Here is a 23,001-nt window from a genome sequence, read left to right as displayed (position 1 = left end):
GACGTCCGTGTCGAGGCGTATACCCAAGCAAGAGCCAAAGGATGACACGATGCCAACTTTGATCAAAAGGTGGCATCGAATGATCGATTATCTTGGCTCAAATGTTCAATGTGTAAAGGACTTTGGTCTGTGAGGACCAAGAAAGGGGTAAACCCCGGGCCGACCCGGAGACCGCGGGCAAGTACATGGTGGCGCATACGGGGGAAGGCGGCAGATATGGAACCAGTACCGGGGTCCGGCCACACGGCAGGCGGAGGCCAGGGCGGCGTTCGCGGTCCGAATATTCAGGACAACACCGTCAGCGGCGACGCCACCCTCACCGGTCCCGTCGTCCAGGCCCACGGCATCCACGGCGGAGTCCACTTCCACGCCGCGCCCGAGCCGACCGTCGCGACGGCCCGTCAACTGCTCCCCGCACCACCGCACTTCCTCGGCCGCGAGCGCGAACTCGGTGCACTGCGCCGGATGTCGGGCCGATTACCGGACGCACCCGTGCTCGCGGTGATCAGCGGGCCCGCCGGAGTGGGGAAGACCGCCCTCGCGTCCAGCTGGTTGCGCGGCCTGACCGAGCAGTTCCCCGACGGGCAGTTCTACGCGGACCTGCGCGGCCATTCCGCGGCGGGCAGCCCCGCCCCGCCCGCGGAGATACTCGCGCAGTTCCTGCGGGCCCTCGGGCTCACACAGGCGCCGCAGGGGCTCGGTGAACTGGCCGCCCTGTGGCGTACCCGTACCGCGGGCCGCCGGATCGCCGTGATGCTGGACAACGCGGTGAGCGCGGGCCAGGTGCGCCCCCTGCTGCCGGGCACCGACGGCAGCCTCGTGGCCGTCACCAGCAGGTTCCGGCTCGCCGGACTGGCGGTGGACGGCGCGGTCTTCCAGCAGCTGGGGGTGCTGGACGCCGATGACGCCGTGGAGCTGCTGAGCCGCAGAATCGGTTCCGACCGGGTCGGCCGTGAACCCGAGGCGGCGCGTGAGGTGGCGGCACGGTGCGCGGGTCTGCCGCTGGCGGTGTGCATCGCGGCGGCCCGGATGGCCGTACGCCCCCGGCAGCCGCTCGCCGCGATGGCTCTGGCCCTGGGCGGGGACGGCGGCCTGGACACCCTCAAGGTCGAGGGGGAGCCCGCGGTGCGGGCCGCGCTGGACGCCTCGTACCGACTGCTGACGCCCGATCTCGCCCTGGGGTACCGGCAGTTGGGTGTGCTGCCGGTGTCCGTTTTCAGTGTCGGGGTCGCCGCCGCGGCGTGCGCGGCCGACCCGGTGGAGGCGGACCGGATCGTCGACGCCCTGGCCGAGGTGAACCTGCTGGAGGACCTCGGTCCGGACCCCGTGACGGGACTGGACCGCTTCCGTTTCCATGACCTCGTCCGGGCGCACGCCGGGGCACTCGCCGAGGCGGACGAGACGTCCGAGGACCGGCTGCGGACGGTGCGCCGCGTCGTGGACCTGTATCTGCGTACCGCCACGGCCGCCGAGGCCCTGCTGTCGCCCAGCCACCGCACCCTGCGCAGGGACTACGCCTCGGACCGGGAGCAGCCGCCGCCCTTCTACGACGCGACCGGTGCGCTGAAGTGGCTGGACGCGGAACGGCCGCACCTGATGGCGGTGTTACGGAAAGCGGCCGACCTCGGATGGGACGCCGCGGTGTGGCAGCTCGCCGACGCCATGTGGCCGCTCTTCCTCCGGCTGCGCCCGTACGACCTCTGGATCGAGGCGCACGAAGCGGGACTGGCGGCGGCCCGGCGGGCCGGTGACCCGCAGGGGGAGAGCCGGATGCTCACCTCCGGCGGGACCGGGCTGCGCAACGTGGGCCGTCACGACGACGCCGTCGCCTGGTTCACGCAGGCCGCCGGGGCCGCCCGGCGAGATCAGGACTCCGTCGCCGAGGCCCAGGCCCTGCACGGTGTGGGCCAGTCCCACCGGCTCGCCGGGCGGCTCACCGAAGCCCGGTCCTTCTTCGTCCGGGCGCTCGCACTGCGCGAGGCGGCCGGTTACCGGCGGGGCGTCGGCCTGACCGAACTGTGCCTAGGAGACGTGGAGTTGGCGGAGAGCCACCCCGGGCGGGCGCTCGGCCACCTGGTGCGCGCCCGCGCCGTACTCCTCGACGTACAGGACGCGCACGATGCCGCCCGCGCACTCGCCCACCTGGCCCGCGCCCGAGCGGGGGTGGGCGACTTCGCGCGCGCCTCCGAGGAACTGGCCCAGGCCCTGGGGGAGTTCGAGGCGACGGGCTCCGTGCACTGGCAGGGCCGGGTGCTGGAGATGCTCGGCGAGACGGCGGCCGAGCGCGGGGAGGGCGCGGAGGCCAGGGGCTGGTACGAGAAGTCCCTGGCCCGTTACGCATCCGTCAGCGCGGACGATGTCCGGCGTCTGGAGGGCCGCCTGGGAGAAGCGGCCGGGTGACATGGTCACCGGAACGCGCCGGGGCCGTACGGCAGCCCTGGCTCGGAGCGACTGCCTGGGCCGGAGCGACTGCCGGGGCCGGGCGCGGTGCTGCCTCCGTCGGGGCCGGGCGTGGCGCGGTCTCTTCGATCAGCTTCGCGTACAGCTGCGCGACGAGCCGGGTGGTGCCCCGTTCCGGACGCACGCGGCCGGGCGCGTACACCCGCACGCTCGGCCGGCCGTCGAGCCAGGAGGCCGTCGTGCAGCCGCCGTCGGTGCGGCTCACGACGGTCAGCAGACAGCCGGGGTAGCGCACCAGCGCCCGGCGGGCGACCCGTGCGGCCTCACGGGCCGGACGGGGCCGGGCGCCGCGCAGGACGTCGGCGCACTGTCGCCAGCTCTCGCCGGCGGGGCCGTCGAGGTCGACGCACAGGGGCCTGCCGTCCTCGCTCCCGTTCACTGGGTTCTCGCCATTCACGAGAGTCCCTTCATCCACGCAGGTCTCGCCGTTCACATGGGTACCTCCGGCCCCGTCGGTCTTGCCGTTCACGTGAGCACGCTCGGCCCCGTCGGTCTCGCCGTTCATGCGGAGATCTCCGTTCCGTCGGCTCCCCAAGGGTCCGCCTGAGGGGCGAGACCCAGCGGTGCGGGGAGCGGCAGCGGCCGGGTGACCGGAGCGAAGGCCGGCTGGCCGAGGCCGAGCATGCGGTACAGCACCCCGCGCATCCGCTGATTGAACCGTCCGGGCTCGGACGAGATCCGGGCGGCGATCCGTGCGTACTCCGCGGCCGGGTACTCGGCGTCCGCGTAGGCGAGTTGCTCGGTGATCGGGTGCGCGGGGGAGAGCGCCGGGGCGGTCCTGGCCAGTTCCGCCCCCGGCGACAGCGGGTTGACGTCCGCCTCGGGGAACCGGGCCAGCAGGATGCGCGCCCGGGTCATGGTGGCGTACAGCGTCACGGAGCCGTGGTCGCCGATGAGCCAGTCCGAGGCGATCAGCGCGGCACGCCAGTCCGCCTCCGGCGGCACGATCGCTATCCCGCGCCGCCGGAACGCCTCCAGCCACGCGTGCACCTGCCAATGGCCGTGTCCGGACCAGACATTGGGGTGGACGAGCAGCGCGATCCGGTACTCGTCGCGCGGCAGTTCGGCCAGCAGTCGCGGCAGCAGCGCGTCCAGCCGGTTGAACGAGGAGCCGGTCCCCCAGGTGGAGGAGACCAGCAGGAGCCGCTGTCCCGGCTTCAGCCCCATCGCACCGCGGTAGTGCTCCCGCAGCGGCAGACTGGCCGTGATGCGGTCGTGGCTCGCGTCGCCGACCACCTCCGCCGCGGGCAGCGCCTCCGGGCACCACCTCCCCAGCTCCGCGAGGTCCTCGCGGTGCGCCAGGACGATGGACCTCGGGACCACCCTGCCGTCCCGCATCAGGTACTTCCTGCCCAGGCCGCCGACGGTCCGGGGTGCCCCTTCCGGGCCGTCGGCGGCCCGCGACAGTTTCATGTGGCCGATGCCGTGGGGCATCCGGATCAGCGGGGCACGCACCTGCTCCATGCCCTGTGAACCCGCGGCGAGCGCGAGATCGAACTCGGTCCGGACCGCCTCCTCCCAGGGGATCACGGTGGTTCCCCGAGCGGGCAGCGAACGGACGGCGCCGGCGTTGAAGGCGTGCGGCGCGATGGTGAAGGCCACCTGGATCCGCAGGTCGGATTCCACGAGCGGCAGCAGATCCCGCAGTCGCTGCCCGTACACCTCGGTGTGGACGACCATCAGCACCTTCCGGCAGCCGGTGAGGGTCACCCACTGGCCGGGATCGCGGTGTTCACGCGGCGTCGGCCGCAGCGGTTGCACGGGCGGGCGGGAGCGGGCGGGTACGAGGCCGACGGGCCTCTTCACAGCAGACATCGATTTCCCCCGTCTCGGAGTCGAACGTAGCCGTGACCGGTGGGTGCCCCGCCCGGTGCGCCGAAGGCTTGCCCGGCGCTTGCCGGAACCTTGCTGCGCTCGCATTGTTCTACTAGCATGCGAACAACGGAGGTTTTCATGACACGCAAGAACCTTGGCCGCAGCACCCTTGCCGCCCTTCCCTTTCTGCTCGCGCTGACCGTCGACCTGATCCTGTTCGCCGTCCTCGCGGACCGGCTGCCCGATCGGCTGGCGGCCCACTTCGACGCCACCGGCGATGCCGACGGCCACATCGGCCGGACCTGGTTCGTCGTCAATACCGTCCTGTTGTTCGGTGTGCTCGGCGTCCTGTGGACCTGGACGGTGGCCAGGGGCACTTTCTACGACCGGGCCCATGGCTGGGCCGTCGCCGGCGGGTACGCCATCGCCGCGTTCTTCGGCTATCTGCTGGCCGCGGTGCTGTTCGTCAACGTGGACGCCGCCGACGGAGCCCCGGCCGGCGGGTTTCCGTGGTGGCAGCTCGGCGCCGCCCTCGGGGCCGGGGCCCTCGGCGGTGGGCTCGGACTGCTGCTCGCCCGGCTGGTCCCGGCGCCGCAGGACCCGCGAACGGGCCGGGACCCGCTGTCCGGCGAGCGGATCGCGCTCGCCGACGGGGAGGTCGCGGGCTGGGCGCGCAGCACCGGCTCCTGGTGGCTGCCGCTGTCCACCCTCGCGCTGCTCGCCGCCGCGGTCGCCCTCCTGTTCGCGGCCGGATGGCTCGCCGCGCTCCCGCCGCTGGTCCTCGGCCTGTTGCTGCTGACCTTCTCCCGGCCCTACGTCACCGTGGACCGGCGCGGCCTCACCGTCTCCGGGCTGCTGCCCTGGCCGCGCGTCCGGGTGCCGCTGGAGCGGATCGAGTCGGCCGGCAGCCGGGAGGTCAACGCCCTTGCCGAGTACGGCGGATGGGGCTATCGCATCCGTCCCGGCCGGAGCGGGGTCATCATCCGCTCGGGCGAGGCCATCGTGGCCAGGCTGGCGAGCGGCCGCGACTTCGCCGTCACCGTCGAGGACTCGGCGACCGGGGCGGCACTCCTGAACACCCTCGCCGACCGGCACCGGGCGGGGCGCTGACCATGCTCTTCCGGGTCGACCCCACGTCCACCGTGCCGCTCGGTGACCAGATCGCCGCATCGGTCCGGCGCGCCGTCGCCGACGGCGTGGTGACCCCGGGCGAACGCCTGCCCGCCGCCCGGGTGCTCGCGGAATCGCTCGGCGTCAACGTCCATACGGTGCTCCGCGGCTACCAGCGGCTGCGGGAGGAAGGGCTGATCGAACTGCGCCGGGGCCGCGGTGCCGTGGTCACCGGCGGCGCCTCGCCGCACCGGGCCCGGCTGCTGGAGCGCGTACGCGAAGTGGTCGCGGACGCGCGCGAGCTGGGGATGACGGAGGAGGAGCTGCTGACACTCGTCCGTACCGAACTGGGCGGGCCGAAGAAGCCCTGATCCGGGAAGCCCTGGTCAGGGGCGTACCGATCCGGGTACGTCCCGGAGGCGCGGCCCGGCCGTGCCCGTACCACCCCACAAGGGGCCGCTCCGACGACGGAGCGGCCCCTTGTGGCATGGGGGAACCCGGCGGCCGGACCCCGGGTGGTGGTCCGGCCGGCGGCCGGTGCGGTGTGGGGTCAGGAGGTGGCGCGGGCCAGCGCGGCCGCGAAGCCGTTCTGCCAGAGGTAGTTCACCCGCGACTTCTCGTTCGCGTTCGGGTAGGGGTTGGTGCAGGACGTGCCGGGGCCGCCGCCGGACATCAGCTCGCTGCACGGCCCGGAGTAGTGGTCCGGAAGGCCGAGCACGTGCCCGGTCTCGTGTGCCGTGACCCGGGTCGAGTTGTACTGCTGGTTCTGCGCGTAGTCGAGGAAGATGTACCCGTTGCCGTGGCCATCGGTGCTCGCGTACGAGCCGCGCGAGTCATTGCCCTCGTAGTAGGTGAAGTCGGCGTTGGAACCCTGCTGGAGCTTGACGTTGGAGACGGAGCTGTTCCAGATCTGCGCGCTGCTGGCTATCTGACTGCTGAAGCTCGGGGCGTTGGCGGCGTTGTAGATGACCGTGACCGCCTGGGTGCCCGGGTTGGCGGCGCGCTTCTCGGCGACGGACTTCACGACCGCGTCGAAGAACGCCCGGTTCGCGGCGGCGTTCTCGCTCGACCCGGTGTACGCGGCGATGCTCGCCTGAGTGCCGGTGGTGGAAGGCGCGGCGGGCGCCGGAGCCGCGGCGATCGCGGGGGCGGTGCCCAGCGCGGCGACGATCCCGAAACCGATGCCGGCGACGGCCGACGCGAAGACTGTCCTGGGGTGTCTCATGGGGGGTTCTCCTACCTGTCCGATGAACCCGTGCCGCGGGGGTGTCCGGTGAGCGGACTCGGCACGGGTGCGGTACGGGGAGAGTGTGGGGGCGCACGGGTCCCGGGCGGATGATGTCAACCGGCGATAGCGCCGCCCTATCGCCCACCCGCCGACCCTTTGCCGCGCGCCCCCGCTGTGTCACGCGCACGCCCCCGCCGCGTCACCCGCGTGCCCCCGCTGTGTCACGCGCGAGCCCCCCGCCGTGTTACGCGCATGCACCAGCCCTGCCACGCGCACCGGAACAGCACCGCATCGGCACGTTTACCTCGCCCCAACACCCGCTGAATTGCCGCCCTTTGGTGGGGTTGTGCCGTCTGGTGCCCGGAGTGCGGGCCGCCATACTCTCGGCGCTATGGAGCTTGAGGTGAGACACCTCAGGGCGCTCTGCGCCATTGCCGAGACGGGAAGCCTGCATCAAGCGGCCCGGCGCCTCGGCGTCAGCCAGCCCTCCCTGACCACCCAGCTGAAGCGGATCGAGAACACCCTCGGCGCCGAGTTGTTCCAGCGCGAACGGACCGGCTGTAGCCCCACCCTGCTGGGCCGTGCCGTCCTCAGCCGGGCCCGCCCCCTCGTCGACGGCATGAGCGCCCTGGTCAGCGACGCGCTGGCGGAGGCGGAGGCCGCCCGCCCCCGCGGCCCGCGGCTGCGCATCGGATCCACCGCGAGCCGGGTACTCGGCGGCTGGCTGCGCAGGCTGCGGGTCCGGCTGCCCGGCACCGACCTCACGTTGCGGGTCGACGTCTCGGCCCACGTGCTGCTGCGCACCGTCGAGGCGGGCCGCCTCGACGTGGCCTTCGTGCACGAGGTGGAGGGCAGCCCGCTCTCGATCCCGGAGGGCCTGGCGCAGCGCGTACTCCTGGACCGCGAACCGCAGTTCATCTCGCTCTCCCGCGACCATCCGGCGGCCGGCCGCCCGGTGGTGGACCTCGGGGACCTGGCCGGTGACCGGTGGATGGTCGACCCGTCGGTGGACGGCGAGTGGGACGGCGTACGCCGGGTGCTCGGCGCCGCCGGACTCGACCCGCCCGTGCTGCACGGCGACTACCTCACCGCCGCCTCACTGGTCGTGCTCGGCGAGGCGGTCGCTCCCTGCCAGCCCACCTCGGGGCCGCGCGAGGACATGGCGATCCGCCCGTTGCGCGATGACCCGCTCGCCGTACGGCTGCTGCTGGTCTCGCGGCCCGGGGCCGACACGGAAGCGGTGTACGGGGAGTTGGAGGCCGCCTATATGGAGGCCGCCCGGCAGGCGGCCGGTTACCACGAGTGGCTCCTGCGCCACCGCAGCCCGCTGGCGCGCACGCCCTGACACGGGGCGGCAGTGGTGGAAGGGGTGGCAGGGCAGGCCGGGCGGTCCGGGCATGCGGGCGGTCCGGGCAGGCCGGGCGCAGGGTTCCCGGTTCTGCTGACAGCGTGGTGGTGTTCCCGACGGGGGGCCCTGTGGGCAGGGTCACCAGCATGAGGCTACTGATGCTGGGCGGTACGGAATTCGTCGGACGCGCCGTCACCGAGGCGGCGAGGGAACGGGGCTGGGAGGTCACGGTCTTCCACCGCGGCCACCACGCGCCACCGGCGGGCGTGACCGCGCTGACCGGCGACCGGACGCGCGGCGCGGAGGGCCTGGCCGCCCTGGCCGAGGGCACCTGGGACCTGGTCGTCGACACCTGGAGCGGCGCGCCGTCGGCCGTCCGGGATGCCGCCCGGCTGCTGTCCGGGAGAGCCGGGCACTACACGTACATCTCCAGCCGTTCCGTGTACGAGTACCCGGCCCCGGCCGGTCTCGGCGAGGACGGTCCGCTGGTGTCCGGCGCCAGCCCCGACGCGGGTGACGACGTCCCGTACGCCCTGGCCAAACGCGGCGGCGAGCTGGCCGCGCTCGACGCCTTCGGCGACCGCGCCCTGCTGGCCCGCGCGGGCCTGATCATCGGCCCCGGCGAGAACATCGGCCGCCTGCCCTGGTGGCTCGGACGGATCGCCCGCGGCGGACCGGTCATCGCCCCCGGCCCCCGGGACACGGCCCTCCAGTACATCGATGCCCGCGACCTCGCGAACTGGGTCCTGGACGCCGCGGAACGCGGCCTGAACGGCGCGTACAACATCGTCAGCCGCCCCGGCCACACCACGATGGGGGAGCTGCTGGACTCCTGTGTGCGGGTCACGGGCTCAACGGCCGAGCTGCGCTGGACCGCCCTCGGGACGTTGCTCGCGGCGGGTGTCGAACCCTGGAGCGACCTGCCGGTCTGGCTGCCCGCCGGTGAGCTCTACGACACCTTGTACCAGGGCGGACACACCAAGGCGTACGACGCCGGGCTGCGCTGCCGGCCGGTCGGGGAGACGGTCGCCGACACCTGGGCCTGGCTGTGCGAGCGGGGTGGCAGCGCCCCGCAGCGTCCGGACCGGCCCCGGGTCGGCCTCGATCCGACGACCGAGGCGAAGCTGCTGGCCGGCTGAGCCACCGGAGTACCGGCGTACGGCGCGGCCATGACCCCCATGGCCCCTATGGCCCCATGAACCCGGCATATCCGGCGTGGCTTCCGGAGGGTTTGTCGGCAAAGATGCATATTGCGCGGCATGGGAGAACAGGCGCAGGGGAGCGGTAAGGGACCCGAGGCGGCGAAGACGGCGGCCATGGCGGCGGCATCGCCGCGTCGCCGGTCGCCGGAATGGTCCTAACGTGGTCCGATGACCGAACTGCTGCTGCACCTCGCCGAAGAACCCCTGTGGGAGGCGGCGCGCGGGAAGGGGACGTACGAGATGTCCACCCGCGGCCGCACCCTCCAGGAGGAAGGCTTCATCCACTGCTCGCTGCCCCACCAGCTCGCCGGTGTGGCACGGATGCTCTACGGGGCCGACGACCGGGGCCTGGTGGTCCTGGTCATCGATCCCGGCCGGCTCACCGTCCCCGTGCGGTACGAGGCCATGGCGCCGGGCGGCGAGGAGTTTCCGCACCTGTACGGACCGCTTCCGGTGGACGCCGTCGTGGACGTGCGTCCCTGGCAACGAGAGGAAGACGAAACCCAGTGAACGGCCCCCTCATCGCGGTGACCGGAGCGAGCGGCGCGGTCGGCGGACGGGTCGCCCGGCGGCTCGCCCGCACCGGCGTCCCCGTCCGGCTGCTCGGCCGCGACCCGTCCCGGCTGCCGGACCTGCCCGGCGCGGTCCACGCACCCGCCGCCCCCTACGGCGACCCGGAAGCGATGCGCCTCGCCCTGGACGGGGCGCACACCCTCTTCCTGGTCTCCGCGCACGAAAGCCCCGACCGGGTGGGCCAGCACACCACGGCGGTGGACGCGGCCGTCGCCGTGGGCGTCGAACGGATCGTGTACGTGTCGTTCCTCGGCGCCGCGCCGGACGCCACGTTCACCTTCGCCCGCGACCACTGGCACACCGAGGCGCACATCCGGACCAGCGGGCTGCGCCACACCTTCCTGCGCGACAGCTGGTATCTGGCCGGGCTCCCGGCGATGACCGGGGCCGACGGCATCCTGCGCGGGCCGGGCGGTGACGGCAGGGTCGCGGCCGTCGCGCACGAGGACATCGCGGATGCCGCGACCGCCGTACTGCTCGACGAGGGCACCGTCCACGACGGCCGGGTGTACGACCTCACCGGGCCCGAGGCGTTCACGCTGGCCGAAGCGGCGGAGGTGCTCGGCCGTTTCGCCGGACGGGCCGTCCGCTACGTCCCCGAGACCCGCGAGGAGGCATACGCCTCCCGTGCCGGATACGGGGCCGAGGACTGGGAGGTGGCCGGCTGGGTCACCTCCTACGAGGCCATCGCGACGGGCGAGATGGCAGCCGTCTCGGACGCCGTACCGGCCCTCACCGGGCACCCGGCCAAGAGCCTCGCCACCTATCTGGAGGAGCACCCGGAAAGCTACCGTCACCTGCTCGCCGGGGCCTGAGACCGAGGGCCTGAGACCGCGACCCTGAGACCGCAGGCCTGAGGAACCGGGACGTGACGACCGGGACGCGACGGACCGGGACATGAAGGACCGGGACCTGACGGGCCGGGGCGCGACGGCGCCGGGCGTGACGGGGCCGGAGTACGGCGGCGCGGGGTCAGCGCCACGGGATATGGCGCCAGGGGCTGCCCTCGCTCGCCGTCAGAAGACGGTGGGCGAGGACGTTCTGCTCGTAGAACGGGCCGTACTTCTCCCCGTCGAAGCGCAGCACCCTGCCCAGCGCGTACGCCGCCGAGAACTCCTCCCACGAGCGGTAGGCGGACTTGCTCAGCGCCCCGGCGTACACGATCGCCTGTTCCGCCTCGGCCTGGGTGCAGTACCGGGCGGACAGCCCCCAGCGGGCGAGGTTCACGGCGCGCCCGTAGTCGTACGCGACCGTGCTGCGGACCCTGCCGTCCGGCGGCAGCAGGCCGTCCGCGCGGAACCGGGCCTCGTACCGGATGATCCGCCGCACCAGCTCCTCGATGCCCCGGACGTCGTCGGGGTCCGCCCCGATGTCCTGGGCGTGCCCGGCGGCGGTCTCGCGCCAGAGATCGGCCGAGGGCGGCTCGCCGTACACGGCCCGCAGCTGTTCGCGGGCGCGGAGGACGAAGTCCGGTTCCGGCGGGCTGTTCCGGGCGTCGAGCAGGGCGTTCAACTGCTTCTGCCAGCCCGCGTGATCGGTGATTCCCCAGGAATCGCGGAGCTGGGCGCGCTCCTGGGTGTACGCGCGGAAGACCGTGCCGATCTCGTTCCACGGAACCCCGTTGCCGATCGCCAGATGCACCCCGCAGGCCAGCCCGTAGGCGAGCGGCCCGTGCAGCGCGCCGTGCCGCAGCGCGAGCAGTCTGCCCCCGTCCGGGCGGTCGTTCTCCGCGTAGTAGCGCAGCCACATCGCCCGGTGCGGGGGTGCGGTGGGCAGCAGGAGCTGGGCCGGTGTACCGACGTTGACCCCCAGCAGTTCCCGCGGGTCCGGCCAGTCGAACTCGGCGATCCACCGCAGCGAGACACCGCGGAACACCCAGTCCGGATGCCATGGCGGCAGCATCCCGCGCGTGAGCACCGGCATGCAGACGTAGCCCGCAGGGTCCCGGTGCGGGCGCCAGGTGATCGTCCCGGGGTCGGCGTCGACCGCGGCCTTCGGCGCCGGAATGTACAGCTCCGCCCCGGCCAGGACCCGTAGTTGGGCTTCCATGTCACCGCGCAGCCCGGCCTCGTGGAGCAGTTGCTCGGTCTCGGACGGCGGTGACCAGGAGGCCGGGTGCGGGGCCTGCGGGTGCGGGTTCATGACCAAGGGATGTTCCGGTAGGGGCTCATGGGGTCCTGGGTGAGGATGCGGTGCTGGGCGAGCGACTCCTGGACCGTGACCCCCGTACCCTCGTCCCCGTCGAAGTGGATCAGCCGGGTCAGGCAGTAGCCGAGCGAGAAGTCCGCCCACGAGCCGTACGCCCGCCGGGCCAGTTCGCCGATCCGCAGGACGGCCCGCTCGGCCTCGTGCGGCTCGCAGTAACGGGCCCCCAGCGCGAGGCGTACGACGTTGACCGCCCGCCCGTGGTCGAACGCGGCCAGGGTGTCGATCCGGCCGTCCGGCGCGAGGAAGCCCTCGGCCCGGAACAGGTCCTCGTACCGCACGATGAGCCGCAGCGACCGCTCGACCCCGGCGAGATCCTCCGGGTCCGCGCGGTGTGCGGCCGGTGGACCGGTGACGGCGTCGGACCACTCCTGGTGCGAGGGGGTCCGGCCGAGCCGGGTGACGAGAGCGGACCGGGTCCGCAGCACTCCCTCGTGGACCCGCCCGGCCAACCGGGTCCTCATCAGGGAGTCGAGTGTGTCCCGGTAGTCGGCGCGGTGGTGGACACCCCAGGGGCTGCGCAGCCGGGCCTTGTCCGTCGGGTAGTCCTCGTAGACGGCGCCGAGACCGTTCCAGACGAGGCCGTTGTGCACGGCGAGATGGGCGCCGAGGGCCAGCCCGTGCGCGAGCGGCCCGAGCAGCGGCCCGCCGTTGTGCGTGAGCAGGCGACCGGCCTGCGGCCCGCCCGACCGTGCGTCGGCTTTGAGCCAGGCCCGGTGGTGCCGGGTCCGGGCCTCGACGACGGCGGCGTACGGCGTGCCGTGGTTGACCGCCAGCCACCGGCGGTCCTGCGGCCAGGCGAGGGCGAGTTCGGAGAGCCGGGTCCGGCGGAACACCCACTCCGGATGCCAGGGCGGCAGCATGCCCGGGGTCAGGACCGGGACACAGGCGCGGCCGGTCGCGGGGTCGTGGAACGAGGGGAGCGGGGCGGTGAAGCCGGGGGTGTCGGCGTGCAGCCGGGGGACCAGCACATAGAGCCGGGTGCGGGAGAGCACGTCCAGGACCGCGTCCGCGCCGCCGCGCGCCGTGGCCTCGTACAGTTGTCGTTCGATGTCCGTCGGCGGAGGGCCGCCGGTCCCGGCGTCCGGTTCCGTCGGCCCTACGGCGCCGCTGTACGCGTGCGGCCCTGGCCCCGCCCCTGTCCCCGCCCCGGTCCCCGTGGTCACGGGCCCGATCCTACGAAACGGCCGCCGGACGGCGGCGCGGGGCACTCGGTATCCGGTACACGCCGCCGTCCGGGGTCGGCGCCGACGTCCCGGTCAGGCGGCGCGGTTCTCCCAGCCGGGGGCCGCGGCGGGGTTCGCCGCCGGGTGCGCGCCCGCCGGGTTCGCCTCCGGCGGCGAACCCCGCCGCCGGATAGGCGTCCGGGTGCGCGTCCGCCCAGTCGGGCAGTCCGGCGGGCACGGGCGCGGTGATGGCCCCGGACGCGAGGGCCTTCGCCACCGCGTCGAGCCGGGAGACGGCATCCAACTCGCGCAAGGCGGCGTGCGGATGGTGCTTGACGGTGCCGGTCGTGATCCCGAGGCTGCTGGCGATCTGCTGGTTGGTCATGGCGGCGGCGGCGCTCCGCACCACCCGTAACTCACGCGGCGAGAGCGGGGCGGCCTCCCGGCCGGCGGAGTCCTCATCGGCGCTGGGCGCGAGGGCGCGTACGGCGGGGCGCCGTTGGCACCGAGGCCGCGGGGACCGCACGGCGCAGGGACCGCACGGCGCAGGGACCGCACGGTGCGTACCGCGGCGCCCGGCGTCTGCAACGGCTCCAGGACGACGACATGGGGTTGCGGCCGGAGGGCCGGCCGCTGGGTCTCGTACGCGTCGGAGGTCAGCCCGAGGGCGGCGAGGTCCTCCCGGGCGTTGAGGAGGCCCGGGCCGCCCAATTCTGTTCGTGGGGCGCGTCACCACGGGACGGGGCCGAAATTTCCGACGAAGCCGCCGGTGGGGCTCCCCGCTCCCGCCGTCGCCGTACGCACGATGACCTCGGCCCCCTCCTCGACCGTCAGGACGCCCGTGCGGCCGTTCAGGTCGGTGGCCGTCCAGCCGGGGTCCACCGCGTTGAAGCGGATCGCGGGGTACGTCAGCGCGTACTGCGCGGTGAGCATGTTCAGCGCGGCCTTGGAGGAGTTGTAGCCGAGGCTCGGGTAGTAGACGGGCAGGAGGGGACGGTAGCGCTCGGGCGCGGCGGCGATCGTGAGGGAGCCGAGTCCGCTGCTGACGTTCACCACGGCCGGGGACTCACCGGCCTCCAGGAGCGGCAGGAACGCCTGGGTCACCCGTACGACCCCGAGGACATTGGTCTCGTAGACCGCGAGTACGTCGTCGGCCGTCATCTCGCCGGGTTCCTTGAGGGGGCCCGTGATGCCCGCGTTGTTCACGAGGACGTCCAGGCGCCCGCTCCGCTCGCGGACGGCGGCCGCGGCGGCCCGTACCGTGTCGTCGCTGGTCACATCGAGGAGCACGGCGTGCGCGCCGATGGCGGCGGCGACCTCCCGCCCGCGGTCGAGGTCCCGCGCGCCCAGATGGACGGTGTGGCCCGCTTCGACCAGGCGCCGGGCCGTCTCCAGCCCCAGGCCCCTGGTGGCACCGGTGATGAGCGTGGTCGTCATGGTCACGCCCTCCCGGAAGAGCCACTGCCGCTGACACGGACGCCGCTGACACCGGCACTGATGCCGCTGACACCGGCGCCGACACCGATGGCGACCTCATCGGTCGTGGGTTCCGTGGCGTAGGCGTGCAGGAACGTGTCGACCGCCGCCCTCGCCACGGTGCGCAGTTCACCGTCCGGGACCTGCCGGGTGCCCAGCCGGGAACGCATCTCCATCGGCCCCATGAGCAGGGCGAGGAACTGCTCCGCCGCCGGGTCCGGATCGCGGTTCCGCAGCCGTCCGGAGAGCGTCAGCCGGGCCAGCCGGTCCGCGAGGGTGTCCTTGACGCGCTGAGCCCCCTCGCGCAGTACGACGTCGAGCAGTTCGGGAAACCTGGTGGCCTCGGCGTGCATGAGCCGGCGCAGCGCCCATGACTCCTCGGTGGAGTGCGAGCGCAGGAGACGGTGGCCCGTGAGCTCCAGCGCGGGGCGTACGTCGTCCCCCGGTTCGCGCAGTCCTTCGAGCGCGGCGAGGCTGCGGCCGAACGTGCGGGCGGCGACGGTCTCCATCGACTCGCGGAACAGGGACTCCTTGTCACGGAGGTGGTTGTGGACGGTGGGCTTGGCGACGCCCGCCTCGGCCGCGATCTCCTGCACGCAGGACTGCCCGTATCCCTCGCGGGCGAAGACCCGGAGGGCGGCGTCGAGGATGGCCCTCCGCTTGTCGATGCGTCCGCGTGAGGTGTCTCGCCGTGGCGCGGGAGAGGTTCTGGGTTCAGTCACCCCTCCATCGTACCGTCGGAACTCGAAAATTGAACCGATGAGTGCAGTGTTCTGGACGTCACGGTTGCATGGCTACGGCGGCGGCCGTTATGTTGAACCGAATGGTTCAAGTGATGTTCCATGTCATTCCCGATGGAGTTGCGACTATGTCCAAAGCGCAGGATGGCCGCCTGGATCCCCGGCTGCTGCAACTGATCGGCGTGGTCCTGCTGGGCGGGATCATGGGGATCCTCGACAGCACGATGGTCGCCGTCGCGGCCGACACGCTCTCCCAGGAGTTCACGACCTCGCTGACGTCGATCAGCTGGGCCTCGACCGCCTATCTGCTCACGCTGACCGTCACCATCCCGGTCACCGGCTGGGCGATCGGCCGGTTCGGCGTCAGGCGGCTGTGGCTGTTCGGACTGGTGCTGTTCCTGGTCGGTTCGCTGGCGTCCGCACTCGCCTGGAACCTGAGCAGTCTGATCGTCTTCCGGATCGTGCAGGGCTTCGGCTCCGGCGTGCTCGATCCGCTCGTCCTGGTGATCCTGGCCCGCGCGGCGGGTCCGAGCAGGGCCGGACGTGTCATGGGCATGATGGGAGTGGTGCTGTCGCTCGGCCCGGTCCTCGGACCCGTGCTCGGCGGGGTGGTGCTCGAATCCCTGGACTGGCGCTGGATGTTCTACATCAACCTGCCGATCGGGATCGTGGCCTTCCTGCTCGCGATGCGGGTCATCCCGGCCGACCCGGCCGGCGCGCGGTCCGGCACCCGGCTGGATGTCACCGGCTTCGCGCTGATCGCCCCCGGCTTCGCCGCCATGGTGCTCGGCCTGACCCAGGCAGGCGAACACGCCGGATTCGCGGCGCCGTCCGTGCTCGTCCCGCTGGCCATCGGCCTGGTCCTGCTCACCGGTTACGTACTCCACGCGCTGCGCGCCCGGCGCATCCCGCCGCTGATCGACGTCCGGCTGTTCAGCAGCCGCAGCTTCGCCGCGAGCGTCACCGTCCAGGGGCTCGTCGGACTCGCCACCTACGCCGGTCTGTTCGCGTTGCCGCTCTACTACCAGCTGCTGCACGGACACGGTGCCCGCGCGGCCGGGCTGCTCGTGGCGCCGCTGGGCCTGGGCTCCGCACTCGCCATGCCGCTCGCGGGACGCCTCAGCGACCGGATGGGGGCCCGCAGCCTCGCCCAGGGCGGCGCGGTCATCGCGGCGCTCGGCGCCTTCGCGCTCACCCGCATCGGCGGCGACAGCGGTGAACTGTGGTCGGCGCTGGGTGCCTTCGCGGTCGGCCTCGGCCTGGGCGCCGTCGGCGCGCCCACCATGGGCGCGCTCTACCGGACGCTGCCCCCGGAGAAGGTGCCGCAGGGCAGCTCGGTGCTCTACAACCTCAACCAGCTCGGTGGAGCGCTCGGCGTAGCCCTCGTCACCCTGATCCTCGCGACGGCCGGGGCGGACAAGGGGAATCAGGCCGACGCGGTCAGTGGATTCCACAACGTCTACTGGTTCGTGACCGCGGTCTGTGTGGTCATCCTGATCGCCACGCCGCTGCTGCCCGGCAAGCCCGAGGCCGTGCCCGCCGCGGCGGCGGAGCCCGGGGGAACCCCCGCGAAGGAGCCCGTCGGCGGCGCGTGAGAGAGGCACGGAGGCGGTCCGGAGACGGTCGGCCGTCCGGAAGAGCTCGGCGGTCCGGTCGGTCCGGAGGCGGTCGGTCGTCCGGAAGCGGTCCGATCGGTCCTGAAGCGGTCTTCCGGAAGCCGCCCGGCCGGTCCGGCCCGCGGGGACGCGGACCGGACCGGCTCGCTCCGCCGGGGCGTCGGGTTCAAGACGGTCCGCAGATGAGCCGGCGGACGAGGACGGTGACGACGGCGGCGGGGCCCGCGGCGGGTGCGGCGGCAGGGCTCCCGGCGGGTGCGGCGGCGTCATCCGCCCCCTCGCACGGGCACCGGCCGCCGCGAGCGCCCGAGGCACTCCTCCAGGAAGGCGAGGACGCGCAGGTGGTAACTGCGGGCCGCCAGGCCGAGGCTGATGTTGTGTCCGGCGTCCGCCAGGTGTTCGGTACGCACCAGGGGTGAGCCGAGCCGCGCGGTCATCGCCGCCAGGGTCGGCGGGTCGATGTGCCACCAGCGCTCGTGCTCCGCGAACGTGAGGCGCACCGGGACCCGTACCGAGGGTGCCAGTTCGGCGTACGTTCCGGGCCAACGCGCCGCCTCCGCCGCCTCGTTCGGGGGCATCGGCGCGATCAGCGGCCGGGCCAGCCGGAACGTGTCGGGCGGGTAGAGGGACGGCGGCCCCCAGTGCAGAGTGTGCCGCTGCCGCCCGTCCGTGCCGGTCAGCCGCCCGGGGGTGACGGCCCACCGGTCGCTGACACCGGAGACGTCCAACCCCAGGAGCCGGTCCGCGCCCAGGAGTCCGTCCGTGCCGGGGAGTCCGTCCGTGCTCCAGCCCGCCGCGGTGGCCAGCGCGACCTTCCCGCCCAGCGAGTGCCCCACCAGGAAGAAGCCCGCCCCGGTGGGATGTTCGCGCCCGTACGCCGCCAGCGCCGCCCGCAGTCGCTCCGCCTGTCCGGCGAGTCCCATCCCGTCGGGGGCCTCGCGCGCCGAGCGTCCGTAGCCGGGCCGGTCGAGCGCGAGGGCCGCGTAGCCGCAGTCGGCGGCGAGGGAGAGCAGCGAGGTGGCCGGATCGGCCTGCCCGTGGAAGTACCCGGCACGCATCCCGCCGCCGTGCAGGGCGACCACCACGGCCCTGGGGTCCGCTGTACGGGGGAGGGCCAGCAGCCCGGAGAGGGTGAGGCCGTCCGCGTCCAGCTCGATCCCGGCGACGGTGGTGTCAAGAGTGCCAGGAGCGTCAGGAGCAACGGGGCCGTCAGGAGCGCGGGAGGCGGCGGGAGTTACCGGGGCGTCAGGCGTGCCGGGAGCGCCGGGAGCGCCGGATGCGCCGGATACCCCGCCGGATGCGGCCGGGGCGCCGGGGCCGGTCACCGGGGGCGGGGGCGTGAGGGGCTGGGTCACGGGAAGCTCCGATTCGGTGAGGAGGATCCGGGTCTCCGGTCAGCGGCCGGAGGTTCCCGGTTCTCCGGTCAGCGTGCCAGCAGTTCCCGGGTCGCGGCGGCGAGCCGCTTCGCGTTGTGCGTGTCGAAGGACTTGTCCGTCAGCCGGATCCGCCGGCCTTCGACGAAGGCGCTCACCGGTTCGGCGGGCGGGGCGTCGAGGACGGTGAGGATCGGTGCGATGCCCGCCTCCACCGGCTTCGCCATCCGCTTCATCCCCTCGATGTGGGCCTTCGTCGCGGGGTCGTACTCGCCGGAGAAGCTGGTGGACACGCTGCCCGGGTTGAACAGCACGTACCGGGTGCCGCCCGTCCCGTACTCCTCCGCGAACGCGACACCGAGGAGGTCGTTCGCCTTGCCACCCTGCATCTGGGCGACCAGCCCGTTGTAGCCGTGCTTCATTTCCAGGTCGCCCCAGTGGATCTCGCCCATGGGGCTTCCCGGACCCGCCACGTTCATGATGACCGGCTGCTCACCCTTCTCCAGCAGCGGGCGCAGACCGTGGCCGAGCAGGAACCGGCTCAGATAGAACAGGGCGAAGGTGCCCTCGATGCCCTCCGCCGTCTCGCGGCGGGCGGAGAGGTAGTGCCGTGCGCACAGCACGAGGGCGTCCAGCGTGGGGAATCGCGCCGAGACGTTGTCGATGACCCGCTGGTTCTCGCTGATCAGGCTCAGATCCGCCTGGACGAACGTGGCCCGCTCCCCGGCGCCCATGGCGTCCGCCTCGGCGAGGAAGGACGCCCCCTTCGCGGCACCGCGCCCGATGATGAGGACGGCGTCGCCACGGTGCAGACGGGCGAGGCCCAGGGCCCGGCCCATCCCGTCCGTGCCGCCCTGAATCACGATGTTCTTCACCAGGAGTCTCCTTGCCACTAATTGAACCAGTGAGTTCAATCTAGTGGTCTGATGTGACCCATGCAACAGGCGTGAGCGTATGGCCGGGAAGGGTGGGGCGCGGCGGACGGCTCACTGCGGCGCCCCGGCCAGTACGGGCGAGCCCGGGGCGGCGTGGCCACCGCCGCCCCTCGTGCCGGTGGTGACCTCGCGCGGGGGGTGCCGCCGGCCCGGCCTCGTCCGGCCGGGCGGCGCCGGCCGGGTCGGCACCGGGGCCGCGAACGCCGGGCCGTCGTGACTGTCGCGGAACTCCAGGAAGTGGGCGGCGGCGAGGGATTCCGCCAGCTGGCTGAACTCGCCCGGACGCAGCCCCGACAGCGCCGCCGCCGGGCCGGCGGACTTGGCGGGGGTGAAGGTAGTGATGGCCGTCATCCACCGGGGCGGTTCGGCCTCCGCGCCCTCGCGGGCCCGGCCATCGCCATCGGGCCCGCACCCCGCCTCCGTGACCCCGGCCGCCGCCGCCCAGCACCTCGACCACCCGTACACGCATCCCCGCCGGTTTCACCCGGATGGCCGCGTCCGGCTGGCCACGCGCCGCCGGGCGGCGGAACCTCAGGGTTCGTAGACCGCACCCGGAATGTCAGGGTTTGTCGACCGGACTATGGAGGTCCTCCCATGAGCAACTCGGCGCAGCAGCACCGGACACCGTCGTCCACGGCGAACTCCTGGGCCACCGGCGGCCTCGTGTTCGCCGGTGTCCTGCTGCTCATCGACGGCATCCTCGGCATCTTCCAGGGCATCGCCGCCATCGCGAAGGACGACATCTACACACGGTTCGGCGACTACATCTTCAAGTTCAACCTGACCGGCTGGGGCTGGATCCACCTGATCCTCGGCATCATCCTGGTCATCACCGGCTACGGACTGCTCAAGGCATCCACCTGGGCGCGCGGCGTCGGTATCGCCCTCGCCGCACTCAGCGTCATCGCCAACTTCATGTTCCTGCCGTACCAGCCCATCTGGGCCCTGATCACCATCGCCATCGGGCTCTTCGTCATCTGGTCCCTGAGCACCTACAGGCCCGACGGCAAGATCTGAGGCGCCGGCGTACGGACTGAGCGCCTAGGGCGCCACACCCGCCACACCCGCCACACCCGCCACCGCCGCCGCGAACCGCGCGGCGGTGGCGCGGTACGAGATGGACGACCGGCAGGACTTCGCCGACACGGACCGAGGGCCGATCGCGCCGATGAACCGCCGGGAGCCCGCGTTGACCGTCAGGTCGGTTCAGGTCGGTTCAGGGCCGGTCGTACCAGGCGACCGCGGAGATCCGCCAGCCTGCGGAGGTACGAACGAACTGGATGGTCTTGGTACCGCCGCCCTCGTACGGCTCCCCGTCCAGAATTCCGGACTTGCGGTACTCACCGAACCGTGACGCGATGTCGCCCGCGATATCGGTCCGTTCGGAGGTCTCCCACTCGGAGAACTCGACCAGCCGACTGTCGGACAGCAGCCGTTGGCGAGGCTCGATGAACTCCTCCACGGTCTGGACGGTGAAGTCCGGGCCGGTCTTGACGATCACGCCGCCAGGAAGCATCAGCCGACGGATCCGGGCCACGTCGGCGACCTGGCCGCCCCGGTTGTCGAAGGCGCCGAAGAACTCGGCGGTCACCGCGTCGATCTCGGTCTTGGACATGGCGGGACGGTAGCACCCGGCACGCCGCGGACCGACGCCGCGGGCCGACCCTGCGGATCGACCTCGTGGACCGACCCTGCGGGCACAACCGGCCGACCGGGCGCACGAGGCCGTACGGGCGGCGGGCCCGTCACGCGACCGGACCACGCCGGATGCGGAGATCTCCCTCAAGGACCAGCCTGGTGGCATGGCGAATCCCCCGATACTCATCCACGCCCCGACGTCGGCCGGTGGCCGACTGGTGACCGTCCACATCAACGGTCGGTCGGAAACGCTCGGGATTGCGCACAGCGACCACGACCTCGTCACCTTCCTCGAAGAGGCCGGGCTGGAGGACCCGGACCGGGCCCTGGACACCCCGGCTCTTGTCGAGTGGCGGGGCGGCGAGGCGCACCGGTACACGAACTGAGGCGCGGCGCCGCGTGCGCTGTTCGTATGAAAAGGAGAAGGGTTCCGCGCGTTCGGAGTCCGTATGGCTGGGCGGAATGGCGGAAGACCGCACAGTGGACGGGGCCGTGTCACCAAGAGACAGGCGGTCAGCCGATTTCGGGGAGCGTGAGAATGACCGCCCTTCAGCTGACGGTCGTGGTGCCGTGTTTCAACGAGGCCGAAGCGATCGAGACCTTTCACGCCGCGCTGATCACCGCCCTGGGGCCCTTGGGCAGCGAGCTGGAAATCTGCTACGTGGACGACGGCAGCACCGACGGGACGCGCGCACTGCTGGGCGGCCTCGCGGCGCTGGACAAGCGCGTCCGGTACACCGCTTTCAGCCGGAATTTCGGCAAGGAGGCCGCCATGCTCGCCGGACTCCGTATGTCCCGGGGCGCCGCGGTCGTGCTGATGGACGCGGACCTCCAGCACCCGCCCGAACTCATTCCCCGCATGCTGGAACTGCACCGGCACGGCTACGACCAGGTGATTCCGCGACGGGACCGGACCGGCGACGGAGTGCTGCGCAACGCCCTCAGCCACACCTACTACGCACTGGTCCGCCGCTGCATGGACGTGGAAGTCCTGGACGGCTCCGGGGATTTCCGGCTGCTGTCGCGACGGGCTGTGGAGAGTGTGCTCTCGCTTCCGGAGAGCAATCGCTTCTCGAAGGGGATCTTCTCCTGGATCGGCTTCGATACGGTCAGCTTCCGGTACCGGAACCGGGAACGCGCGGCCGGGCAGTCGAAATGGGGGAGCAAGAGGCTGCTGAACTACGGCATCGATGGATTGCTGTCCTTCAACAACCGCCCCTTGCGGCTGGCTATTTACACCGGATTCTGGGTCTTCGTATCGGCACTCGCCTATGCCCTGTGGACCATCGTGAACGTCTTGCTGAACGGTGCGGAGACACCCGGTTACGCCACCCTCCTCACCGCCGTCGTGGCGCTCAGCGGAATTCAGCTGGTCACGCTCGGAGTCATCGGCGAATACGTGGGGCGCATTTACCACGAGGCGAAACACCGCCCCCCTTATGTCGTCAGGGAAACAAGTGAATCGTGCCCGGAGCTGCCGGGAAAACCTGAACCGGTCGCCACGGGGGAGCTGAGCGAACTCGCGTCCGGCCGGTCGCGCACCATGCGCCAGTTCGCTTCCTTCGTGCTGATCGGATGCGTGAACACGGCGGTGTATATGGCCGTCTACTACGTGCTGAACCAGCGGATTCCGTATCTGGCCGCCCACGCCGTGGGTTTCACGGTCAGCTTCATCGGTTCGTTCCTGCTCAACTCCTACATCACGGTGGGGACGAAGCCGACGTGGCGCGGGTTCGCGCGCTATCCCCTGTCGAGTGTCATCAACCTCGTGGCATCGGGCGCCCTGCTCCATCTCGCGGTCAGCGGTCTGGGCATGGACAAGAACCTCGCCGCCCTGGCCGCGGGAGTGCTCGTCACCCCCTTCTCCTTCCTGCTGGCCCGATGGGCGATCACGTCGGGCCGGGGCCCGGACGCACAGGCCGACCGGGCGGACGACAGCCGCACCGAGCCGTCGGCGGTCAAGTCCGACAGCCTTTGACCGACGTCCCCTGAACCCCCGCCCCTGAACCCCGCCCCTGAACCCCGCCCCTGAACCCCGCCCCTGAACCCCGCCCCTGAACCACCGCCGCTGAACCGCCACCCCAGAACCACGGCGATGAACATCACCCGCGAACGG

23 protein-coding genes are annotated in these 23,001 nt (G+C 72.4%); 11 read left to right on the top strand and 12 right to left on the bottom strand.

Translation table 11 applies throughout. From position 1 onward, the window contains the following. Positions 1 to 216: 216 nt before the first annotated feature. The gene (locus OG413_RS03350) at positions 217 to 2,400 is read left to right on the top strand and encodes a tetratricopeptide repeat protein (protein WP_266802915.1); all 2,184 of its coding nucleotides are present in this window, start codon (positions 217 to 219) and stop codon (positions 2,398 to 2,400) included. Here the strand turns inward: OG413_RS03350 and OG413_RS03345 are convergent. Both OG413_RS03345 and OG413_RS03340 read right to left on the bottom strand, forming a co-directional pair. Further along, positions 2,345 to 2,965: a hypothetical protein gene (locus OG413_RS03345; RefSeq protein WP_266802914.1), complete on the bottom strand. Its 621-nt coding sequence runs from the start codon at positions 2,963 to 2,965 to the stop codon at positions 2,345 to 2,347. The two genes, OG413_RS03350 and OG413_RS03345, sit on opposite strands and share 56 nt — an antisense overlap. Further along, the gene (locus OG413_RS03340) at positions 2,962 to 4,275 is read right to left on the bottom strand and encodes a hypothetical protein (protein ID WP_266802913.1); all 1,314 of its coding nucleotides are present in this window, start codon (positions 4,273 to 4,275) and stop codon (positions 2,962 to 2,964) included. Before OG413_RS03340 ends, OG413_RS03345 begins: the two co-directional genes overlap by 4 nt. A gap of 138 nt (positions 4,276 to 4,413) precedes the next feature. Here OG413_RS03340 and OG413_RS03335 point away from each other — a divergent pair, with 138 nt between their 5' ends. Together OG413_RS03335 and OG413_RS03330 are read left to right on the top strand one after the other, a co-directional pair. Continuing rightward, on the top strand, positions 4,414 to 5,385 hold the full coding sequence (locus tag OG413_RS03335) for a DUF1648 domain-containing protein (protein WP_266802912.1): 972 nt from the start codon (positions 4,414 to 4,416) through the stop codon (positions 5,383 to 5,385). A gap of 2 nt (positions 5,386 to 5,387) precedes the next feature. Then, complete coding sequence (locus OG413_RS03330) at positions 5,388 to 5,756, top strand: GntR family transcriptional regulator (protein ID WP_266802911.1); 369 nt, start codon at positions 5,388 to 5,390, stop codon at positions 5,754 to 5,756. Between the two features lie 179 nt (positions 5,757 to 5,935). Here the strand turns inward: OG413_RS03330 and snpA are convergent, their stop codons facing one another. After that, positions 5,936 to 6,610: a snapalysin gene (snpA, locus tag OG413_RS03325; RefSeq protein WP_266802910.1), complete on the bottom strand. Its 675-nt coding sequence runs from the start codon at positions 6,608 to 6,610 to the stop codon at positions 5,936 to 5,938. Positions 6,611 to 7,004: 394 nt separating this feature from the next. Between snpA and OG413_RS03320 the strand changes: the two genes are divergently transcribed. From OG413_RS03320 to OG413_RS03305, 4 genes are all read left to right on the top strand, one after another. Next, complete coding sequence (locus OG413_RS03320) at positions 7,005 to 7,958, top strand: LysR family transcriptional regulator (protein WP_266802909.1); 954 nt, start codon at positions 7,005 to 7,007, stop codon at positions 7,956 to 7,958. Positions 7,959 to 8,107: 149 nt separating this feature from the next. Continuing rightward, complete coding sequence (locus OG413_RS03315) at positions 8,108 to 9,100, top strand: NAD-dependent epimerase/dehydratase family protein (RefSeq protein ID WP_266802908.1); 993 nt, start codon at positions 8,108 to 8,110, stop codon at positions 9,098 to 9,100. 231 nt (positions 9,101 to 9,331) lie between these two features. Next, a complete protein-coding gene (locus tag OG413_RS03310) occupies positions 9,332 to 9,673 on the top strand; it encodes a DUF952 domain-containing protein (protein ID WP_266802907.1) in 342 nt (113 codons plus the stop codon). Beyond that, on the top strand, positions 9,670 to 10,551 hold the full coding sequence (locus OG413_RS03305) for an SDR family oxidoreductase (protein ID WP_266802906.1): 882 nt from the start codon (positions 9,670 to 9,672) through the stop codon (positions 10,549 to 10,551). Before OG413_RS03310 ends, OG413_RS03305 begins: the two co-directional genes overlap by 4 nt. 157 nt (positions 10,552 to 10,708) lie before the next feature. Here OG413_RS03305 and OG413_RS03300 read toward each other — a convergent pair whose 3' ends face one another. The 5 genes from OG413_RS03300 to OG413_RS03280 all read right to left on the bottom strand — a co-directional run bounded on the left by OG413_RS03300 (position 10,709) and on the right by OG413_RS03280 (position 15,305). Next, positions 10,709 to 11,878, bottom strand: a complete 1,170-nt coding sequence (locus OG413_RS03300; RefSeq protein WP_266802905.1) for a DUF1266 domain-containing protein — start codon at positions 11,876 to 11,878, stop codon at positions 10,709 to 10,711. Then, entirely contained in the window at positions 11,875 to 12,993 is a 1,119-nt protein-coding gene (locus OG413_RS03295; protein ID WP_266809858.1) for a DUF1266 domain-containing protein, read from the bottom strand. The genes OG413_RS03300 and OG413_RS03295 overlap by 4 nt, the downstream gene beginning before the upstream one ends. A 124-nt stretch (positions 12,994 to 13,117) precedes the next feature. After that, on the bottom strand, positions 13,118 to 13,633 hold the full coding sequence (locus OG413_RS03290; RefSeq protein ID WP_266802904.1) for a helix-turn-helix transcriptional regulator: 516 nt from the start codon (positions 13,631 to 13,633) through the stop codon (positions 13,118 to 13,120). 203 nt (positions 13,634 to 13,836) lie between these two features. Continuing rightward, a complete protein-coding gene (locus tag OG413_RS03285) occupies positions 13,837 to 14,544 on the bottom strand; it encodes an SDR family NAD(P)-dependent oxidoreductase (protein WP_266802903.1) in 708 nt (235 codons plus the stop codon). A gap of 2 nt (positions 14,545 to 14,546) precedes the next feature. Continuing rightward, positions 14,547 to 15,305 (bottom strand): TetR/AcrR family transcriptional regulator, encoded by a 759-nt coding sequence (locus tag OG413_RS03280; protein ID WP_266802902.1) that lies wholly within the window; start codon positions 15,303 to 15,305, stop codon positions 14,547 to 14,549. 146 nt (positions 15,306 to 15,451) lie between these two features. Here OG413_RS03280 and OG413_RS03275 point away from each other — a divergent pair, with 146 nt between their 5' ends. Beyond that, a complete protein-coding gene (locus OG413_RS03275; protein ID WP_266802901.1) occupies positions 15,452 to 16,918 on the top strand; it encodes a DHA2 family efflux MFS transporter permease subunit in 1,467 nt (488 codons plus the stop codon). A gap of 287 nt (positions 16,919 to 17,205) precedes the next feature. Here the strand turns inward: OG413_RS03275 and OG413_RS03270 are convergent, their stop codons facing one another. The 3 genes from OG413_RS03270 to OG413_RS03260 all read right to left on the bottom strand — a co-directional run bounded on the left by OG413_RS03270 (position 17,206) and on the right by OG413_RS03260 (position 19,598). Next, a complete protein-coding gene (locus tag OG413_RS03270; protein ID WP_266802900.1) occupies positions 17,206 to 18,294 on the bottom strand; it encodes an alpha/beta fold hydrolase in 1,089 nt (362 codons plus the stop codon). A gap of 68 nt (positions 18,295 to 18,362) precedes the next feature. Further along, positions 18,363 to 19,187 carry an SDR family NAD(P)-dependent oxidoreductase gene (locus tag OG413_RS03265; protein ID WP_266802899.1) on the bottom strand — a complete coding sequence of 275 codons (825 nt, stop codon included), beginning with the start codon at positions 19,185 to 19,187 and terminating at the stop codon, positions 18,363 to 18,365. A 111-nt stretch (positions 19,188 to 19,298) separates the two neighbouring features. After that, complete coding sequence (locus OG413_RS03260) at positions 19,299 to 19,598, bottom strand: hypothetical protein (RefSeq protein ID WP_266802898.1); 300 nt, start codon at positions 19,596 to 19,598, stop codon at positions 19,299 to 19,301. A gap of 243 nt (positions 19,599 to 19,841) precedes the next feature. On the opposite strand from OG413_RS03260, the gene OG413_RS03255 reads away from it, so the two are divergent. Continuing rightward, a complete protein-coding gene (locus OG413_RS03255; protein ID WP_266802897.1) occupies positions 19,842 to 20,264 on the top strand; it encodes a hypothetical protein in 423 nt (140 codons plus the stop codon). A 199-nt stretch (positions 20,265 to 20,463) separates the two neighbouring features. On the opposite strand, the gene OG413_RS03250 is transcribed toward OG413_RS03255, so the two are convergent. Continuing rightward, on the bottom strand, positions 20,464 to 20,862 hold the full coding sequence (locus tag OG413_RS03250; protein ID WP_266802896.1) for a DUF4440 domain-containing protein: 399 nt from the start codon (positions 20,860 to 20,862) through the stop codon (positions 20,464 to 20,466). A 187-nt stretch (positions 20,863 to 21,049) separates the two neighbouring features. Between OG413_RS03250 and OG413_RS03245 the strand changes: the two genes are divergently transcribed. Together OG413_RS03245 and OG413_RS03240 are read left to right on the top strand one after the other, a co-directional pair. Next, positions 21,050 to 21,271, top strand: coding sequence for a hypothetical protein (locus OG413_RS03245; RefSeq protein ID WP_266802895.1), 222 nt, complete (start codon positions 21,050 to 21,052; stop codon positions 21,269 to 21,271). A gap of 152 nt (positions 21,272 to 21,423) precedes the next feature. After that, positions 21,424 to 22,863, top strand: coding sequence for a glycosyltransferase (locus OG413_RS03240; protein ID WP_266802894.1), 1,440 nt, complete (start codon positions 21,424 to 21,426; stop codon positions 22,861 to 22,863). Positions 22,864 to 23,001 lie beyond the last annotated feature (138 nt).

Origin of the sequence: Streptomyces sp. NBC_01433, from assembly GCF_026340105.1 — a bacterium.
Lineage (GTDB): Bacteria > Actinomycetota > Actinomycetes > Streptomycetales > Streptomycetaceae > Streptomyces.
Note: the sequence above shows the minus strand (reverse complement) of the source record. Positions and strands in the feature narration are given on the sequence as shown.

What these genes read in the sequence shown, in the direction of transcription:
- OG413_RS03350 (WP_266802915.1), top strand. Translation starts at nt 217, where the DNA reads ATGGAACCAGTACCGGGGTCCGGCCACACGGCAGGCGGAGGCCAGGGC.
- OG413_RS03345 (WP_266802914.1), bottom strand. Translation starts at nt 2,965, where the DNA reads ATGAACGGCGAGACCGACGGGGCCGAGCGTGCTCACGTGAACGGCAAG.
- OG413_RS03340 (WP_266802913.1), bottom strand. Translation starts at nt 4,275, where the DNA reads ATGTCTGCTGTGAAGAGGCCCGTCGGCCTCGTACCCGCCCGCTCCCGC.
- OG413_RS03335 (WP_266802912.1), top strand. Translation starts at nt 4,414, where the DNA reads ATGACACGCAAGAACCTTGGCCGCAGCACCCTTGCCGCCCTTCCCTTT.
- OG413_RS03330 (WP_266802911.1), top strand. Translation starts at nt 5,388, where the DNA reads ATGCTCTTCCGGGTCGACCCCACGTCCACCGTGCCGCTCGGTGACCAG.
- snpA (WP_266802910.1), bottom strand. Translation starts at nt 6,610, where the DNA reads ATGAGACACCCCAGGACAGTCTTCGCGTCGGCCGTCGCCGGCATCGGT.
- OG413_RS03320 (WP_266802909.1), top strand. Translation starts at nt 7,005, where the DNA reads ATGGAGCTTGAGGTGAGACACCTCAGGGCGCTCTGCGCCATTGCCGAG.
- OG413_RS03315 (WP_266802908.1), top strand. Translation starts at nt 8,108, where the DNA reads ATGAGGCTACTGATGCTGGGCGGTACGGAATTCGTCGGACGCGCCGTC.
- OG413_RS03310 (WP_266802907.1), top strand. Translation starts at nt 9,332, where the DNA reads ATGACCGAACTGCTGCTGCACCTCGCCGAAGAACCCCTGTGGGAGGCG.
- OG413_RS03300 (WP_266802905.1), bottom strand. Translation starts at nt 11,878, where the DNA reads ATGAACCCGCACCCGCAGGCCCCGCACCCGGCCTCCTGGTCACCGCCG.
- OG413_RS03285 (WP_266802903.1), bottom strand. Translation starts at nt 14,544, where the DNA reads ATGACGACCACGCTCATCACCGGTGCCACCAGGGGCCTGGGGCTGGAG.
- OG413_RS03275 (WP_266802901.1), top strand. Translation starts at nt 15,452, where the DNA reads ATGTCCAAAGCGCAGGATGGCCGCCTGGATCCCCGGCTGCTGCAACTG.
- OG413_RS03260 (WP_266802898.1), bottom strand. Translation starts at nt 19,598, where the DNA reads ATGACGGCCATCACTACCTTCACCCCCGCCAAGTCCGCCGGCCCGGCG.
- OG413_RS03255 (WP_266802897.1), top strand. Translation starts at nt 19,842, where the DNA reads ATGAGCAACTCGGCGCAGCAGCACCGGACACCGTCGTCCACGGCGAAC.
- OG413_RS03250 (WP_266802896.1), bottom strand. Translation starts at nt 20,862, where the DNA reads ATGTCCAAGACCGAGATCGACGCGGTGACCGCCGAGTTCTTCGGCGCC.
- OG413_RS03245 (WP_266802895.1), top strand. Translation starts at nt 21,050, where the DNA reads ATGGCGAATCCCCCGATACTCATCCACGCCCCGACGTCGGCCGGTGGC.
- OG413_RS03240 (WP_266802894.1), top strand. Translation starts at nt 21,424, where the DNA reads ATGACCGCCCTTCAGCTGACGGTCGTGGTGCCGTGTTTCAACGAGGCC.